General features: G+C 64.0%; 11 protein-coding genes. 8 read left to right on the top strand and 3 right to left on the bottom strand.

Translation table 11 applies throughout. The annotated features are described in order from the left end of the window. Positions 1-94: 94 nt before the first annotated feature. Positions 95-1,300, bottom strand: coding sequence for an MFS transporter (locus ACB033_RS05680; RefSeq protein ID WP_139725914.1), 1,206 nt, complete (start codon positions 1,298-1,300; stop codon positions 95-97). 256 nt (positions 1,301-1,556) lie between these two features. After that, positions 1,557-1,982 carry an Hsp20/alpha crystallin family protein gene (locus ACB033_RS05685; RefSeq protein ID WP_017780694.1) on the bottom strand — a complete coding sequence of 142 codons (426 nt, stop codon included), beginning with the start codon at positions 1,980-1,982 and terminating at the stop codon, positions 1,557-1,559. A 255-nt stretch (positions 1,983-2,237) separates the two neighbouring features. On the opposite strand from ACB033_RS05685, the gene ACB033_RS05690 reads away from it, so the two are divergent. From ACB033_RS05690 to ACB033_RS05710, 5 genes are all read left to right on the top strand, one after another. After that, positions 2,238-3,884 (top strand): tetratricopeptide repeat-containing response regulator, encoded by a 1,647-nt coding sequence (locus ACB033_RS05690; protein ID WP_010633387.1) that lies wholly within the window; start codon positions 2,238-2,240, stop codon positions 3,882-3,884. A gap of 49 nt (positions 3,885-3,933) precedes the next feature. Then, positions 3,934-4,896 (top strand): ion channel, encoded by a 963-nt coding sequence (locus tag ACB033_RS05695; RefSeq protein WP_139725915.1) that lies wholly within the window; start codon positions 3,934-3,936, stop codon positions 4,894-4,896. A gap of 112 nt (positions 4,897-5,008) precedes the next feature. Continuing rightward, entirely contained in the window at positions 5,009-5,815 is an 807-nt protein-coding gene (gene xthA / locus ACB033_RS05700) for an exodeoxyribonuclease III (RefSeq protein ID WP_005302963.1), read from the top strand. A gap of 339 nt (positions 5,816-6,154) precedes the next feature. Next, positions 6,155-7,354 carry an efflux RND transporter periplasmic adaptor subunit gene (locus ACB033_RS05705; protein WP_017786316.1) on the top strand — a complete coding sequence of 400 codons (1,200 nt, stop codon included), beginning with the start codon at positions 6,155-6,157 and terminating at the stop codon, positions 7,352-7,354. Positions 7,355-7,363: 9 nt separating this feature from the next. Then, positions 7,364-10,468 carry an efflux RND transporter permease subunit gene (locus ACB033_RS05710; protein WP_017786317.1) on the top strand — a complete coding sequence of 1,035 codons (3,105 nt, stop codon included), beginning with the start codon at positions 7,364-7,366 and terminating at the stop codon, positions 10,466-10,468. A gap of 114 nt (positions 10,469-10,582) precedes the next feature. On the opposite strand, the gene ACB033_RS05715 is transcribed toward ACB033_RS05710, so the two are convergent. Then, positions 10,583-11,767: an OmpP1/FadL family transporter gene (locus ACB033_RS05715; RefSeq protein ID WP_139725916.1), complete on the bottom strand. Its 1,185-nt coding sequence runs from the start codon at positions 11,765-11,767 to the stop codon at positions 10,583-10,585. Positions 11,768-12,023: 256 nt separating this feature from the next. Between ACB033_RS05715 and ACB033_RS05720 the strand changes: the two genes are divergently transcribed. From ACB033_RS05720 to ACB033_RS05730, 3 genes are all read left to right on the top strand, one after another. After that, positions 12,024-12,461 (top strand): hypothetical protein, encoded by a 438-nt coding sequence (locus ACB033_RS05720; RefSeq protein WP_026141807.1) that lies wholly within the window; start codon positions 12,024-12,026, stop codon positions 12,459-12,461. Positions 12,462-12,760: 299 nt separating this feature from the next. Continuing rightward, on the top strand, positions 12,761-14,278 hold the full coding sequence (locus ACB033_RS05725) for an efflux RND transporter periplasmic adaptor subunit (RefSeq protein WP_139725917.1): 1,518 nt from the start codon (positions 12,761-12,763) through the stop codon (positions 14,276-14,278). Positions 14,279-14,351: 73 nt separating this feature from the next. Further along, entirely contained in the window at positions 14,352-17,501 is a 3,150-nt protein-coding gene (locus ACB033_RS05730) for an efflux RND transporter permease subunit (RefSeq protein ID WP_095592343.1), read from the top strand. Positions 17,502-17,524: the final 23 nt, after the last annotated feature.

Below are 17,524 nucleotides of genomic sequence, written 5' to 3' on the forward strand. Positions count from 1 at the left end.
TTCAAGCCGGCGTGATTCGATGGGAATGCAGTGAGGCATTGGCGCATCCCCTCGGCGACAGCAAACCAGTGAGCGCCGTCAACGCGCTTGCGTATTACTCCTCGCAGCCGGCAGGCCCGGCCGACGGACGCGCCTCCCGGCGACCCATCCCGTAGAGGGCAAACACCAGCATGCAGATCGCGGTCATCACGGCGAACAGGGCCGGGCCACCCCACACTTGCAAGAACCAGCCCCCCACCATAGGCGAGAACGCCCAACCGAGCCCGGCCAGGGCGCTGGCGCCGAAGTAGCTCCCCTTGAGGTGGGCCGGCGCCATCTGGTCGATCAGCACGTTGAAGAGCGGAAACAGCACCGCCTCCCCCACGCTCAGCAAGAACATCGCCACCAGCCAGGGCCACAGCAGGGCCGGGCTCGACAGGGCGAACATCACCTGGGCCGATGCCATCAGCAGGATGGAGAACTGCAGCCGCAGGCTCACCCGCCAGCGCCGGGTCAGGTGCAGCAGCGGAAACTGCAGGGTGATGATGGTGAGCGCATTGGTGGCCACCAGCAGGGCCACCAGCGTCTCCACCTCGGGGGCGCCGGCGCGGGTCAGGTACTGGATCAGCGGCGACTCCACCTGGGCGTAGACCAGATTCATCAGCAGGTTGGCGAGGATGAACAGCATGAAGGCGCGATCCCGCCCCACCACCCTGAGCATGGCCCCCAGGGAGAGACCCGCATCCGGCCGGCTGGCGCAGTCGCGACGAAAGCCGAGCAGGAAGGCGATGCCGAGCAGGCCATAGCTGGCGGCCGTCACCACGAAGGTCTCCTGGCGCGCACCCAGCCCCACCATGATGCCGATGAGGGGCCCCACCCCCGCCCCCACGTTGAGCAGGAAATAGCGCAGGTGCAGAGCCAGCTCCCGCAGCGCCTTCTCGGGCAGCAGATCCCCCATCAGCGCCTTGCCCGGGGTATCGATAAAGGCGTAGGAGAGGCCCGAGCCAAACACCCCGAGGGTGATGAGCCAGAGGGAGTGGCCGAATCCGAGCAACAGGTAGGCACCGCACGACAGGGCGCAGCCGAGCAGCAGTATGGTGCGCCGGCCGAGCCGGTCGGAGAGCCAGCCGACGTAGAAGCCGATGAGGCAGGAGAGCACCGCCGCGCCACCCAGCAGCATCCCGATACCGGAGGCTGACAGGCCATACTCCCGGTAGAGCAGGATGGAGAGGAAGGGCCAGACCATGAAGAAACTGGTGCGCACCATGAAGGTGCCCAGGATCACGATCCAGACCAGCGGGGGAAAGGGTGGCAGGCGCATGGGAACTCCTTGTCGCGCAATGGTGGCTGATCCGCAGGGAAATCATTCAGTGGTATCAAAAGAAACCCACTTGCACAATCCCCTTCTGAAAAAATCCACCCGGAGGGCTGTACCGGATCCGATCGGCGAGTGGCCTTGTGATCAGGAACGAGCCGGGGTCGCCGCCAGCCATCCCTGCCCTCTCCCCGGCCTGCTCCCCAACCACCATAAAGAGCGAGGCCCCGCACTGCGGGGCCTCGTGGTGTGCAAGCCGGCGCTACTCGATGGGAATGCGGTGGGGCGCCGGAGTCACCGCCTGCTTGGGCAGTTGCAGGGTGAGGATGCCGTTGTCGAAGCGGGCGACCACCTGCTCCGGCGTCACCTCCACCGGCAGTTCGACGGTGCGCGATACGCTGCCGAAATAGCGTTCGCTGCGCAGGGTGCGCTCATCCTGGCTCTGGCTGTCGTGCTGGCGGATCTCCGCCTTCAGGGTCACCAGCTTGCCGTGCACATCCACGTGGATGTCCTCCTTCGCCACCCCGGGCAGCTCCGCCTGCAGCAGATAGCCGCCGTCGCTCTCCTTGAGGTCCAGCTTGATCTGGCTCGGCAGCGGATCCCCGTGCAGGGGCCGGATGTAGAAACCGGAGGCCATGTCGTGAAACAGGTCATCAAACAGACTGGTACGGCCTGGTAGCAAACTCATTTGATTCCTCCTTGTGGTCACTGGATGGTCGAAGGCAGGCCCGCGGCCCGCCTCTTTTCAGTCTAAAAACCGGCGTGGGCGCCGCCAGTGCAATCCATCGCCCGTTTGACCATGATCAAGGGCCGCGGCGGTTTTTTTCAGGCCCGGCGCCCCCTTGCCAGAGGAAAAACGGCGGCGGCATGGATGTTCAATTGCCTGTCTGCGCGCTTTGGTGGCACACTTCTGTTATCCGCCCGTAGCGCCCTGACCAGACAGATGCAGACACCGGAATCCGAGCCAGAGAAAAAAGCCCCACCCAAACCGAAGCGCATCCTGCTGGTCAACGAACAGCGCTCCTTTCAGGTGATGATGAAGGCGATGCTGATCAACATCGGCATCAGTCGCATCACCTATGTCAACTCGGCCGAAGAGGCCAGACGGCGCTGCCAGAAAGAGTCCTTCGACATCTACCTCATCGATTACGAGCTGGGGGTTGGCGAGAACGGTCGCCAGCTGCTGGAGAGCCTGCGCGATCAGAAGCTCATCCCGCCCCAGAGCGTGGTGATCATGGTGAGCGGCGACAGCTCCCGCGCCATGGTGCTGAGCGCGCTGGAGGCCGAGCCCGACGAATACCTGATGAAGCCCTTCTCCCAGGAGCAGTTCTCGTTTCGCCTCAAACGTGCCCTCGCCCGTCGCCAGGCGCTGGAGAGCGTGTTCAGCGCCCTCGCCGAGGAGAACCTGACCACCCTGCTCGCCGCCTGCGCCGAGCGGGCCGATGCGGTGCCGCGCTTTGCCAACTTCTGCCGCTGTCTGCAGGCCGATACCCAGCTCAAGCTGGGCCAGGCCAAGGAGGCCCGCAGCCTGATGCGCCAGCTGCTGGCCGGCCAGGAGAACAGCTGGGCCCGCCTCACCCTCGGCAAGGCGTGCCACACCCTGGGTCTGCACGAGGAGGCGGTGAGCCACCTGCAGGCGACCCTCAAGAATACCCCGCTTATGGTGGAAGCCCACCTCTGGCTGGCGGAATCCCTGCTGGCGCTCGGCAATGACGAGCAGGCCCAGCAGGAGCTCAAGCGGGCGGTGGACATCTCGCCCCAGTCGGTACAGCTCTCCCGCCGGCTGGCGGAGGTGTGCCTGCTGCGCCACGACTACGCCCAGGCCAAGGACGTGCTGCTCTCCCTCATCGATCTGTCGCGCAACTCGATCCACCGCACCCCCCACTATCTGGGGGCCTATATCCAGGCGCTGACCCTCTACGCCCTCAACAGCAACGACATCTACCACATCGCCAACCTGCAAAAGCAGGTCAACTCGGCCCTGTCGCGCATTCGCGATTCGTTGATGATGGCGGAGTTCAACTACCCGGTGTTCGAGCAGATCTGCCAGGCCCGGGTACAGATCGCCCTGGGGGAGCTGCTCAAGGGCAAGAAGATGCTCTACCGCGCCAACCAGAACTGGCTCGATCAGCCGGCCACCATGCCCCCCAGCCTGCTGGGCGAGACCATACTCGCCCTCTATCAGCTCGGCGAGTTCGAATATGCCGAGAGCCTGCAGGCGCTGCTGGCCGAAGACGAGGATCGGCTGCTCACCACCTGCATCCAGGCCACCCGCGACGACAAGACGGTGCTGGAGCGCCGCCAGCGCTACCAGCAGCTCAACGAGCTGGGCATCAAGGCCTATCAGAGTGGCGAGCTGGAACAGGCGCTCGGCCACTTTCGCGAGGCACTGCGCCGGGCCCCGGCCAACACCGGCGCCGCCCTCAACAAAATCCAGGTGCTGCTGCAGCTGATGCAGAAGAATCGCAAGAGCCCGGAGTTTGGCGCCGAGTGCAAGGAGACCCTGGAGGTGCTGGACGGCATCCCCCTCAACCCGGCCCAGCAGGACCGTTTTCGCAAGCTGCGTCAGGAGTTTACCCAGCTCAGCTGACCCCGCTCGCCTATGCTGATACTGACTCGGCAAGGGGAGGAGACGGGCGATGGCCATGTGTCGATATCTGGTGGCGGACGGCCGCCACTGCAGCGAAGAGGCGGGGGAGCATGATCTGTGCCGCTGGCATGATCCCCATGGCCAGCATCAGGATCCCCACACCGCCCGCGAGCTGGAACACTACATCCACCAGGGCGGCCTGTGCCACGGCCTGCAACTGGCCCGCGCCAACCTGGCCGGCCTCAATCTGGTGAAGAAGGGCGCGCCGCACGGCTTTCTGCTGGAGCAGTGCAACCTCTACCGGGCCAATCTGCAGGGGGCTCACCTCTACGGTTTGCGCATGAAGGGGGGCTGCCTGATGAAGGCGGATCTGAGCGATGCCAACCTGCACTGCGCCACCCTCGACGACGTCAACCTGCTCGGCATCCGCTGGCACAACACCCGCCTCGACAACCTGGATACCGGCAAGCGGCTTATGCAGGACAGAAAGGGGCGCCGCGAGCGGGACCCGGCGCAGGCCCGGATCTGGTTCAAGGAGGCCGAGGAGACCTACCGGGATCTGCGCAAGGCCTCGGAAGCCCAGGGCATCTTCACCATGTCCGGCCGCTACATCCAGCAGGAGCTCACCATGCGCCGGCTGCAGCTGCCATTCTGGTCCGGCCGCCGCTTCACCTCATGGATCGTCGATCTCTTCTGCGGCTACGGCGAGGCCCCCATGCGGGTGGTGCTCTTCTCCCTGCTGCTCATCTTCATCTGCAGCCTCTTCTACTTCTTCTTTGGCCTGAGCTTCAACGGCAACCACCTCGTCTATCGGCCCGGCGCCCCTTTCGAGCAGAACGCCATCTTCCTGCTGGAGTGCCTCTACTACAGCGTGGTGACCTTCACCACGCTAGGGTACGGGGACTTCACCCCGGTGGGGCTGTCGCGGATCTTCGCCGCCTTCGAGGCCTTCACCGGCAGCTTTACCCTGGCGCTGTTTGTGGTGGTGTTTGTCAAAAAGATGACCCGTTGAGCCCAGGCGCAACGGGCGTGCCACCCCAGAGGTGGCAGCTCGCCTTCACTTGCATCCACCGCCGATTCCTAGTCCAATAGCCACTTATAAAAATGACATGAGCATCCCGGACATGAAGATCATCTCTTTCAATATCAATGGCCTGCGCGCCCGTCTGCACCAGCTGCAAGCCATCATCGACAAGCATCAGCCGGATGTGATCGGCCTGCAGGAGATCAAGGTACACGACGAAGCCTTCCCGCTGGCCGATGTGGAGGCCATGGGCTATCACGTCGAGTTCCACGGCCAGAAGGCCCACTACGGGGTCGCCATCATGAGCAAGCAGAAGCCGGTCAAGGTGGAAAAAGGCTTCCCCACCGACGATGAAGAGGCCCAGCGCCGCATGATCATGGCCACCTTCGAGCGCGAAGACGGCTCCCTCATCAAGGTGATGAACGGCTACTTCCCGCAGGGTGAGAGCCAGGATCACGAGACCAAGTTCCCGGCCAAGCAGAAGTTCTACGAGGATCTGCAGCACTACCTCGAGACCAATCACACCCCGGGTGACCAGCTGGTGCTGATCGGGGATATGAATATCTCCCCCACCGATCTCGACATCGGCATCGGCGAGGCGAACCGCAAGCGCTGGCTGCGGGACGGCAAGTGCTCCTTCCTGCCCATCGAGCGCGAGTGGATGGAGCGTCTGAAAGGGTTCGGCCTGACCGACACCTTCCGTGCCGCCAACCCGACCGAGTGCGAGCGCTTCTCCTGGTTCGACTACCGCTCCAAGGGCTTTGACGAGAACCGCGGCCTGCGCATCGACCTCATCATGGCCTCCGACGCCCTCAAGGACAAGGTGACCGAGACCGGCATCGACTACGAGCTGCGCGGCATCGAGAAGCCCTCCGACCACGCACCCATCTGGGCCTGCTTCGCCTGATAACGACAACTGAGGGGGCATTTGACGCCCCCTCTGTGACCAAGCCCCCACTTCCCCCGTTTTTTCCTTCTTATAATTTCTCCCTGAGCCCTCGCATCCGGGCAACACCGCGCCGAAAGAGCCCTGCGGGCTGACACAGACTGTCGCTGGCCCCTCGCCCCCATGCCGCCAGATGCAAACAACTTTCACTGCCGAGCAGCTTGGGTTCAATATTCGTGCTTTATCATTAAAAAACTGTCAGTAATCCAATAAGTTAAATTTGTAACCATGCAGTTAACCATGTTCATGAAGAGAAAGGGTGGGCGCGGCAATCGTGCACCATCCCACAGGAGTGTGATGATGAAGGTGCAATCCGTCAGGGAAGAGATGTTCAAGCGCGGCTGTATCGCCCTGGCACTGGCCAGCGCACTGACCGCCTGTGGTGATGAACCCGCCGCCGGTGCCCAGGCACTGCCAGCGGTGCCCGTGGTGGTGGCCGAGGTCAAACTGACCGACGTGCCGCTGACCACCGAGATGGTGGGCGAAACCGCCGGCTTTCGCGAAATTGACGTGCGCTCCCGGGTGAGCGGCATCCTGCTCAAACGCACCTACATCGAAGGGCAGCCGGTCACCGCCGGTCAGGCACTGTTCCTGATCGACCCCGAGCCCTACAAGGTGGCGCTGGAGCAGGCCAAGGGCACCCTGGCCCAGGAGCAGGCGCGCCTCAACAAGGCCCGCGCCGACCGCGATCGCATCATCCCGCTGTTCAAGCGTCAGGTGGTGAGCCGCAAGGACTATGACGACACCATCGCCAACTACGAAGCCGCCGTCGCCAGTCACCAGGCCGCCCAGGCCAAGGTGAAAGAGGCGGAGCTCAACCTCAGCTATACCCAGGTCACCGCCCCCATCAACGGCATGGCGAGCAAGAGCTCCCAGTCCGAGGGGAGCCTCATCTCCACCAGCGGCGAGAACGGCCTGCTCACCACCATCACCCAGTTCGACCCGCTCTACGTCAACTTCTCCTACTCGGAGCAGGATCGCCTCAACTTCGATAATGCGGTGAAGCAAGGGTTGATTGAAGCCAAGGACGCCACCAACTGGCGTACCCACATCCGGCTGGCCGACGGCTCCGTCTACCCCCAGGCGGGCAAGCTCAACTTCTCCGACAGCCGGGTCGACCCGGCCACCGGCACCATTCGCGCCCGCGCCATCTTCGACAACAAGAACGGGGTCCTGCTGCCCGGCCAGTTCGTGCGCATGACCATCGATCTGGGCACCCGCAAGAACGCCATCGTGGTGCCGCCCCGCGCCATCGTCCAGTCCCAGGCCGACCGCATGGTGATGGTGGTGGATGCCGACAACAAGGTGGTGCCCCGTCCGGTCAAGCTGGGGTCGGTGGTCGACAGCGGCGTATTGATCGACAAAGGCCTGCAGGCCGGCGATCGCTACATCGTCGAGGGGCTGATGAAGGCTCGTCCCGGCGCCGTGGTCAAACCGGTTTCCGCCGAGGAGATGAAGGCGATCAACGCCAAGATCACCCAGGGTGCCGCTGGCAAATAAGGAGCCCCCATGTTTTCCAAGTTCTTTATCGAACGCCCCATCTTCGCCAGCGTGATTTCGATCATCATAGTGCTGGGCGGGATGGCGGCAATGCGCGCGCTCCCGGTGGAGCAGTATCCCCAGATCACCCCCGCCGTGGTCTCGGTGACCGCCTTCTACCCGGGTGCCACCCCGGAGGTGATCTCCCAGACCGTGGCCGCCCCCATTGAACAGCAGGTCAACGGGGTCGAGAACATGATCTACATGCAATCCGGCTCCGCCTCCAACGGCCAGATGAACCTCAACGTCTACTTCGACATCGGGGTCGATCCCGATCAGGCGACCATCGACGTCAACAACCGGGTCTCGGCCGCCATGGCCCAGTTGCCGGAAGAGGTGAAGAAGCAGGGGGTGACGGTACGCAAGAAGTCCACCTCCATCCTGCAGGTGATCACCCTGCAGTCCCCCAGCGGCTCGTTTGATACCACCTATCTGTCAAACTACGCCCTGCTCAACATCATCGACGAGCTCAAGCGTATTCCCGGGGTGGGGGACACCTCCCTGTTCGGCGGTACCGACTACGCCATGCGGATCTGGCTGCGCCCGGACCGGCTGGCCCAGCTGCAGCTCACCCCGAGCGACGTGATCGGCGCCATCCGCGAGCAGAACACCCAGTTCGCGGCGGGCAAGATCGGATCCCAGCCCACCAGCACCCCCACCGACTTCACCTACACGGTGCAGACCAAGGGGCGCCTCGATGATGTGAAGGAGTTCCAGAACATCATCATCCGCGCCATGCCGGACGGCTCCAAGATCCGGGTCAAAGACGTGGCCCGGGTCGAGCTCGGCGGCAAGGACTACGACGTGCTGGCCCGCGCCAACGGCAAGCCGGCCATCGGTATCGCCACCTACCTGCAACCGGGTGCCAACGCGGTCGCGGTGGCCGATCAGGTGCGCGAAACCATGGATCGCCTGCAGGGCCGTTTCCCGCAGGACGTGGAGTACCAGATCCCCTACGACACCACAGAGTTCGTGAAGATCTCCATCGAGGAGGTGGTCAAGACCCTGCTCGAGGCGATCGTGCTGGTGTTCGTGGTGGTCTACCTGTTCCTGCAGAACTTCCGCGCCACCCTGATCCCCTGTATCGCGGTGCCGGTGTCGCTCATCGGTACCTTCGCCGGCATGCTGATGCTGGGCTTCTCCATCAACCTGCTGACCCTGTTCGGCATGGTGCTCGCCATCGGTATCGTGGTGGATGACGCCATCGTGGTGCTGGAGAACGTCGAGCGGATCATGAGCGAGAAGAAGTGCTCCGCCAAGGAGGCCGCCATCCTCGCCATGCAGGAGGTCTCCGGCCCCGTGGTCGCCATCGTGCTGGTGCTCTGCGCCGTGTTCCTGCCGGTTGCCTTCATGGGCGGCATGACCGGGGTGATGTACAAGCAGTTCGCCATCACCATCGCCGTGTCGGTGGCCATCTCCGGCCTGGTGGCGCTCACCCTGTCGCCGGCCCTGTGCGCCATCCTGCTCAAAGAGGGCCACCACCAGCCGGCCCGCTTCTTCGTCTGGTTCAACAATGCCTTTGATCAGCTGACCCGCCGCTATGTGCGCGGGGTGGCCTTCCTCAACCGCCGGGTCGGCGTGGCCTTTGGCATCATCGCCATCATCCTCGCCAGCAGCTATGTGCTGTTCCACAAGGTGCCGGGCGCCCTGGTGCCGGACGAGGATCAGGGCTATCTCATCGGCTCCGTGATGCTGCCCGATGCCGCCGCCCTGACCCGTACCCAGGCGGTTGCCAATGATTTTGACAAGATGGCCATGGCCAACCCCAGCGTGAAGGACGTGGTCACCTTCTCGGGCTTTGACATCCTGTCCGGCTCCATCATCAGCAACCGCGGCCTCACCTTCATCACCCTGAAGGACTGGAAAGAGCGTCAGGGCGAGGGTCAGGACTCCTTCTCCCTGGCCAAGACCTTCCAGGGGATGAGCCTGATGGGGCTGGCCGATGGCTTCACCGCCACCTTCAACCCGCCTCCCATCCAGGGCATGTCCACCACCGGCGGTCTCGAAGGCTATCTGCAGAACCGCGGCACCGGCGACGTGCACGCCTTCGCGGGCGAGGTGCAACGCCTGATCGATGCCGCCAAGCAGCGTCCTGAGTTCGCCAGCGTGAGCACCACCTTCCGCGCCAACGTGCCCCAGGTCTACCTGGATCTCGACCGCGAGAAGGCCAAGGCGCTGGGACTGCCCATCAACGCCGTGTTCGACACCATGCAGGCCACCTTCGGCCAGGTCTACGTCAACGACTTCAACCAGTTCGGTCGTACCTACCGGGTCCAGTTGCAGTCCGAGGCGGACTACCGTGCCAAGAAGGATGACATCCGCAACGTCTATGTCCGCTCCAACAGCGGCGAGATGATCCCCCTCACCAGCCTGGTGACGGTGCGCGATGCCACCGGCCCCGAACTGGTGGAGCGTTTCAACATCTTCCCGGCCGCCAAGATCATGGCCCAGCCGGCGCCAGGGGTGAGCTCGGGTCAGGCCATTGCCGCCCTGGAGGAGATCGCCGCCCAGACCCTCGGCAACGACGCCAAGCTGGAGTGGACCGGCGCCGCCTACCAGGAGAAGGCCGCTGCCGGCAGCGCCGCCACGGCGTTTGGCTTCGGCATCGTGATGATCTTCCTCATCCTGGCTGCCCAGTATGAGCGCTGGAGCCTGCCGTTTGCGGTGATCACCGCCGTGCCGTTCGCCCTGTTCGGTGCCCTGCTTGCCACCTGGGCCGTGGGGCTCACCAACAACGTCTACTTCCAGATAGGTCTGGTGACGCTGGTGGGGCTGGCGGCCAAGAACGCCATCCTGATCGTGGAGTTCGCGGTGATGAAGCATGAAGAAGGGATGACCCTCATCGAGTCGGCATTGGAGGCGGCGCGCCTGCGTTTTCGCCCCATCGTGATGACCTCGCTGGCGTTTATCCTCGGCTGTGTGCCCCTGGTCACCTCCAGCGGTGCCGGCGCCGCGAGCCGCCACGCCCTCGGCTGGCCGGTCATCGGCGGCATGCTGGCGGCGACCTTCATCGCCATCTTCTTCATCCCGCTCTTCTTCCGCCTCATCATGCGGCGCTCGGAAAAACGGGCCTGACCACTCGAGTCACGCTGCCCCGGCCCCTCCTTCATGGAGGGGCTTTTTTTATCGTCAACGTTCGCCGGCAAGAGAACACATAGCCGGCCACCTCCCAACGTGACAAGTCAGGCCTCAGAACTGGTGTTGCACCCCTATGCTCAAGAAGTTCAGGTAGCTGTTGTGGTAGGTACCTGACAGCTGGGGACGACCGACCCCATCCTGCTCCACTGCCATATCCCCCAGCCAGGCCAGGGTATAGCTGGCTTCCAGCCTGGTGGCTGGTGTCAGCTGATAGCTGGCCCCCAGACCCCAGCGCCAGCTCTCGCCAAGCGGGAGGGTAACAGTGCGGTGCACGTCGTCCACGGCACTGCTGTCATAGCCGATGCCGCTGCTCAGGCGCAGGGCCGACGTCACATCGAACTGGGCACCCAGGCTCAGGTGCCAGGTGTCCTGGTATTGCATATCAAGGGTTCGGCTCTGCTGTCCCGACGCGAGATCCACCTCGCCAAAGCGGGACCACTGCTGCCAATTGGCACTGGCCAGCAGGGCCCACTGCGGGTTGAGCTGGTGATAGCCACTCAGGGTCAGGATCTGCGGGATCATCATCTCCACCCCCAGCCCGGCTCCATTCAGCCGGCTCAACGGCTGATCGTCCAGCTCCCACTTCAATTCGGAGACGTAGCTCAAGCCGATGCGGGAGTCCTGATCCAGCTCGTAGAGCACCCCGAAGGAGGCACCGTACGCCCAGTCGCTGTCGGAAAATGCCTGACTGGTTGAACCGTTCGGCGTCATGTCCAGTGAGGCCTCCAGCGCCCCATGCATGGCGATCAGGCTGGCCCCCACCGACCAGTGGTCATCGACGCGATACGCCAGGCTGGGAGCAAAGGCGATCCCGGTCAGCTTGGCGGACTGCACATAGCCACGCCCCTGCCACCCCTCGCCATAATCGATCCCCAGACCGTGGCTGCCGAAGAGTCCGAGGCCGGCGACCCACTGCTCATCGATGGCGTGGGTCAGATAGAGGCTGCCAAGCGGGGCGCTCTGCAGGGCATTGCCGCCGTTGTTACCCCCCTGCTTCAGATCCAACTCGAGGTCGCCGTATACAGCGCCGCCATTGACCTGCAACTGGGTGCCTGCCAGCCTGGTCATACCGGCCGGATTGCTGGCGATGGTCTCCGCCCCCTGGGCGCGGGCGGCCGCCCCTGCGTTGGCAAGGGCACTGTTGGCCGCGCTGGTTTCATACAAGGCAAGGCCGCCGGCCATGGCAGAGGGACTCAGCAAGGCTGCAAGCATCAGCGCCAGCCATCGTTGCTGCATATCGTTACTCCCGAACAATGAACTGGATGGAGACTCGCCAGAGAGACAGCTCAAACCCCCGGTTTGATGCCCTGGCAACTTCTGACCGGTACGCATCCTAACGAGCAAAGGAGCTGGCTTCATTAGGGTTGGCTATACGCCATCGTTAAGTGGCGCTTAACGATTCATCAGGCCCCTCTCTGATACGGCCGGGGCCATTGACCTTCTCCTCAAGGCAAGGTTTACAGTGTCCCCAGTCATTGTCAGGATTTTCCCCATGCTCTCATCGAGATTGCCCACAGAACGCATTGCCCGGCTGCTGCTGGGGCTGATGCTCGTCTGCAATCTCACCCTTTGCATCGGCTGGCACGGGCTGGATGCCCTCAACGCCGCCATGGCGCAAGACCATCAGGCCATGAGCAGCAGCCCCATGCAGGGACTCTCCTGCCACGGGGCATCCCAGGATGCCGGGGCACCAGATGCCGCCAGCCAAGAGTGCCAGATGCACGGCGGGCTCACCTCGAGCAGCAGCCCTGGCTTGCCGCTGCTGGCCGCCCTGCTGACCCTGCTCGCCCTGCCGCTGTTGCTGCTGCCCCTCGGGACCGCCAGCAGCGGGCTGGACAACTGGCTGCGGGATCCCTTCCTGCGATCCCGCGGCACCCACCCTCCCTCCTGGCCGCGCCGACACCTGATGCTGTCGGTGCTGCGCCACTAGAAAGCACTTCTCTCGGGGCGGCCCTTGCCCGTTGCCGCCCACCTTGCCTGACCCTGTGTCGCCGGCTGACCCGGCCATGGCACAGGGAGCCGTGCGCACGCTGACCATTCAGCCGCGCCCAGTTTGCCGCCCGGACTCTGGTGATGCCTTGCCTGCACACCCCCTCCGGCGCTCTGACAGAAGAGAAGAAGTATCATGTCATTTGCCCCGATCCCCGGCCCCGTGGCCGAACACGGCCGCCCCGTGCCTCTTGCCCACTGCGCCGACCTGCCCCACCCGTCCCGGACAGGGGGTGTGCGATGAGCCGGACCCTGCTGCTATCCACCCTGCTGCTCGCCCTCGGCGCCGGTGGCGGCTACTGGGCCGCCAAACAGACGGACGGTGGCGCCACCGCCAGGGAGAATACACCGCTCTACTGGGTCAACCCCATGGATCCCCGCGACAAGCGCGACGGCCCCGCCAAGGACAACATGGGGATGGACTTCATCCCCGTCTATGAGGAAAAACAGGGCGGCTTCCCTGGCACCGTCACCATCAGCCCCGAGATCCAGCAGAACCTGGGGGTGCGGCTGACCAAGGTGGAGAAACTGCCCGTCCACCAGCAGATCGAGACGGTCGGCTACGTGGGTTATGACGAGGAGCGGCTCGAAGCCATCAACTCCCGGATGGCGGGCTGGATCCGCAACCTCGCCATCAAGAACGAGGGGCAACAGGTCACCAAAGGCAGCTTTATCTACGATCTCTACGCCCCGGATCTGGTAAACGCCCAGCACGAGTACCTGCTGGCGCTCAATACCACCAACCCCCTGCTGCTGCGCGCCGCCGAGGGCAAGCTCAAGTCCCTGCAGGTGCCGGCGGATCAGATAGCGGCCCTCAAGCGCACCCGCAAGGTGCAGGAGACGGTGCGCATCTACGCCCCGAGCAGCGGCTATGTCTCCGAGCTCAAGGTGCGGGAAGGCCAGTATGTGGAACCCGCCGCGCCCCTGTTCAACATCAGCACCCTCAAGCAGGTGTGGGTGAGTGCCGAGGTGTTCGAGCGCCAGGCGGCCCAGATCAAGGTCGGCGATCCGGTCACCATGACCCTGGACTATGCCCCGGGCCGTCGCTGGCAGGGCCGGGTGGACTACCTCTACCCGACGCTTGATGCGAGCACCCGTACCCTGCGGGTCCGCCTGCGCTTTGACAATCCGGACGAGTTTTTGAAACCCAATATGTTCGCCAAGGTGAGCATCAGCACCGGCAAGGGGGAACCCCGCCTGGTGGTGCCGAGCGAAGCGGTGATCCGCACCGGCAGCCAGGACAGGCTGGTGCTGGCGCTGGGGGATGGCAACTTCAAGTCGGTGGCCGTCACCCTGGGCCCCCAGTTTGGTGACAAGGTCGCCATCGATGAGGGGGTCGAAGCCGGTGACAGCATCGTCAGCTCGGCCCAGTTCCTGCTCGACTCCGAGTCCGCCATCGATTCGGACTTCCAGCGCATGACGGCGGTGCGTCCCATGCAGGTATGGACCCAGGGCCAGGTGCAGAACATCGATCTCGCCGGGCGTACCCTAGGCATCTCTCACCAACCCATTCCCGAGTGGCAGTGGCCCGCCATGGAGATGGACTTCACCGTGGCCGACGGCGTGGACATCAGCCAGCTGAAACCGGATCAGACCCTGCATCTGCAGGTGGAGCAGGAGGGGGACGAGTACCGCATCATCCAGATCCATGTGGAAGACAAACCGGCAGAAGACGAGCCGATGAAAAAGGCCAAGGGCGAGATGCCAGGCATGCAAGGCATGGATCACAGCCAGCACCAGATGGGGGATAAATCATGATCCCTGCCATGCTTCGCTGCATTGAGCACAAACCCAATTTGCTGCCAGCCCACCGAATGAGAGGTGTCCAGTCATGATCCCTTCAATCATTCGCTGGTCCGTCAGCAACCGCTTTCTGGTGTTGCTGCTGACCGTCATGCTCACCGCCTGGGGCCTCTGGTCGGTCAAGCAGACCCCGGTGGACGCCCTGCCAGATCTCTCCGACGTGCAGGTGATCATCAAGACTTCCTACCCGGGCCAGGCGCCCCAGGTGGTAGAGGACCAGGTGACCTACCCGCTCACCACCGCCATGCTGGCGGTGCCGGGCGCCACCACGGTGCGCGGCTACTCCTTCTTCGGTGACTCCTTCGTCTATGTGCTGTTTGACGACAGCACGGACCTCTACTGGGCCCGCGCCCGGGTGCTGGAGTACCTGAGCCAGGTGGCCCCCAATCTGCCTGCCGGGGCCCAGCCCCAGCTCGGGCCGGACGCCACCGGGGTAGGTTGGGTCTACCAGTACGCGCTGGTGGACAAAACCGGCAAGCACGACTTGAGCGAACTCACGTCACTGCAGAACTGGTTCCTCAAGTACGAGCTGCAGACGGTGAACGGCGTCTCCGAAGTCGCCACCGTAGGCGGCATGGTGCGCCAGTACCAGGTACGGGTCGATCCGGACAAGCTGCGCGCCTACGGCATCCCGCTCTCCCTCATCGAGACCGCCATCAAGCAGGGCAACCAGGAGACCGGCGCCTCCGTCATCGAGATGGCGGAGGCGGAGTACATGGTGCGCTCGAATGGCTATTTGAAGAGCGTGGAGGACTTAAAACAGATTCCGCTTGGCACCAATGTGCGCGGCGCCCCCCTGCTGCTGGGTGACGTGGCGGACGTAGTCACCGGCCCCCAGATGCGGCGCGGCATCGCCGAGCTCAACGGCGAAGGGGAAGTGGTGGGCGGCATCATCGTCATGCGCTACGGCGAAAATGCCCAGCACACCATAGACGGGGTCAAGGAGCGCCTGGCCGAGCTCAAATCCAGCCTGCCGGAGGGGGTGGAGATCGTCACCGTCTACGATCGCTCCGACCTTATCCAGCGCGCCATCGACAACCTCTCCGGCAAGCTGGTGGAGGAGTTCGCCGTGGTGGTGCTGGTCTGTCTCGCCTTCCTGTTCCACCTGCGCTCGTCGCTGGTGGTGGTCATCACCCTCCCTATCGCCATTCTGACCGCCTTTATCGTGATGCACCTGCAGGGGATCAACGCCAACATCATGTCGCTGGGGGGCATCGCCATCGCCATTGGCGCCATGGTGGACGGGGCCATCGTAATGATAGAGAACGTCCACAAGCACATGGAGCGGGAGGCGCTCACCGACAAGAACCGCTGGCGCATCATCACGGAGGCGAGCATCGAAGTCGGCCCCGCCATCTTCTTCTCCCTGCTCATCATCACCATGAGCTTCCTGCCGGTGTTTGCGCTGGAGGCGCAGGAGGGGCGCATGTTCCATCCGCTGGCCTTCACCAAGACCTACGCCATGGCCGCCGCCGCCGCGCTCGCCATCACGCTGGTGCCGGTGATCATGGGCTATTTCATCCGCGGCAAGGTGTTGCCCGAGCAGGCCAATCCCCTCAACCGTGGCCTGAGCCAGGGTTATATCCCGCTGCTCAACGCCGTGCTGGCTCACCCCAAAACCACCCTCGCCGCCGCCCTGGTGGTCACGATCGCGGGCTTCTGGCCGCTCCAGCACCTGGGCTCCGAGTTCATACCGCCGCTCGATGAGGGGGACATCATGTACATGCCCACCACCGCGGCCAACATCTCGGTGGGCAAGGCGCGGGAGATTTTGCAGCAAACCGACAAGCTCATCCGCACCGTGCCCGAGGTACAGAACGTGTTCGGCAAGGCGGGGCGCGCCGACTCGGCCACCGACCCGGCGGATCTGGTGATGATGGAGACCAGCATCCAGCTCAAACCCCGCGACCAGTGGCGCCCCGGCATGACCCCGGAGAAACTCAAAGAGGAGCTCGATTCCCTCATCCGCTTCCCCGGCCTCACCAACGCCTGGGTGCCCCCCATCAAGACCCGCATCGACATGCTGGCCACCGGCATCAAGACCCCGGTGGGGATCAAGATTGCCGGGCCCGATCTCAAGGTCATTCAACAACTTGGCCAGCAACTTGAGCAGATCGTTGGCAAGGTTGAGGGGGCCTCATCCGTCTACGCCGAGCGGGTGGCGGGCGGCCGCTATGTGAAGGTGGACATCGACCGGCTCAAGGCGGCCCGCTACGGCCTCAATATCGCCGACGTGCAGGCGGTGCTCGCCACCGCGGTGGGCGGCATGGAGGTGGGCCAGACCATAGAGGGGCGTGAGCGTTACCCCATCAACCTGCGCTATCCCCAGAGCTATCGCGACTCGGTGGCGAGCCTTGAGCTGCTGCCCTTGGTCACCCCAAGCGGTGCGCGCATCGCCCTGGCGGACGTGGCCCGAGTCTATATCAGCGACGAAGCCCCCATGCTGCGCAGTGAAAACGCGCGCCTCAACGGCTGGGTCTACGTGGATATTCGCGGCCGCGACATCGGCTCCTTCGTGAAGGAGGCCAAGGCCGAGGTGGGCAAGCAGCTGGTGCTGCCATCGGGCTACGCCCTCAGCTGGTCAGGTCAGTACGAATACATGGAGCGGGCCATGGAGCGACTCACCTACGTGGTGCCGCTCACCGTCGCCATTATCGTGCTGCTGCTCTATCTGGCGTTTCGCCGCTTCCAGGAGGTGCTGCTCATTCTCACCACTCTGCCACTGGCGGTAGTGGGCGGGATCTGGACCCTCTGGCTGCTCGACTTCAATCTCTCGGTAGCGGTGGGGGTGGGCTTTATCGCCCTGGCCGGGGTAGCGGTGGAGACCGGGGTGCTGATGCTGGTCTACCTCAACCACGCCTGGGACGATCTGGTGGCCAGCGGCAAACCGGACCAGGCCGGCCTGCACCGGGCCGTGGTCCACGGCGCAGCCCTGCGCCTGCGCCCCAAGATGATGACGGTGGTCACCATCATCGCCGGCCTGTTGCCCATCATGTGGAGCCAGGGCACCGGCTCGGAGGTGATGCAGCGCATCGCCGCCCCCATGATAGGCGGCATGGTGACCGCCCTGATACTGACCCTGCTGGTGTTGCCCGCCGCCTATTACCTCTGGCGCAGCCGCACCCTGAAGACCCTCGACCACACGACTGCGCAGACGGATACCCCGACTGCCCCCTGATCAACCGGACAACCCAAACAAGG

It is taken from the genome of Aeromonas sp. S15(2024), assembly GCF_041402265.1.
In the GTDB taxonomy this organism is placed as follows: Bacteria; Pseudomonadota; Gammaproteobacteria; order Enterobacterales; family Aeromonadaceae; genus Aeromonas; species Aeromonas dhakensis.

Excerpts from the sequence above, each read along its gene's own strand:
- ACB033_RS05680 (WP_139725914.1), bottom strand. The coding sequence starts at position 1,300 with ATGCGCCTGCCACCCTTTCCCCCGCTGGTCTGGATCGTGATCCTGGGC.
- ACB033_RS05685 (WP_017780694.1), bottom strand. The coding sequence starts at position 1,982 with ATGAGTTTGCTACCAGGCCGTACCAGTCTGTTTGATGACCTGTTTCAC.
- ACB033_RS05690 (WP_010633387.1), top strand. The coding sequence starts at position 2,238 with ATGCAGACACCGGAATCCGAGCCAGAGAAAAAAGCCCCACCCAAACCG.
- ACB033_RS05695 (WP_139725915.1), top strand. The coding sequence starts at position 3,934 with ATGGCCATGTGTCGATATCTGGTGGCGGACGGCCGCCACTGCAGCGAA.
- xthA (WP_005302963.1), top strand. The coding sequence starts at position 5,009 with ATGAAGATCATCTCTTTCAATATCAATGGCCTGCGCGCCCGTCTGCAC.
- ACB033_RS05705 (WP_017786316.1), top strand. The coding sequence starts at position 6,155 with ATGAAGGTGCAATCCGTCAGGGAAGAGATGTTCAAGCGCGGCTGTATC.
- ACB033_RS05710 (WP_017786317.1), top strand. The coding sequence starts at position 7,364 with ATGTTTTCCAAGTTCTTTATCGAACGCCCCATCTTCGCCAGCGTGATT.
- ACB033_RS05715 (WP_139725916.1), bottom strand. The coding sequence starts at position 11,767 with ATGCAGCAACGATGGCTGGCGCTGATGCTTGCAGCCTTGCTGAGTCCC.
- ACB033_RS05720 (WP_026141807.1), top strand. The coding sequence starts at position 12,024 with ATGCTCTCATCGAGATTGCCCACAGAACGCATTGCCCGGCTGCTGCTG.
- ACB033_RS05725 (WP_139725917.1), top strand. The coding sequence starts at position 12,761 with ATGAGCCGGACCCTGCTGCTATCCACCCTGCTGCTCGCCCTCGGCGCC.
- ACB033_RS05730 (WP_095592343.1), top strand. The coding sequence starts at position 14,352 with ATGATCCCTTCAATCATTCGCTGGTCCGTCAGCAACCGCTTTCTGGTG.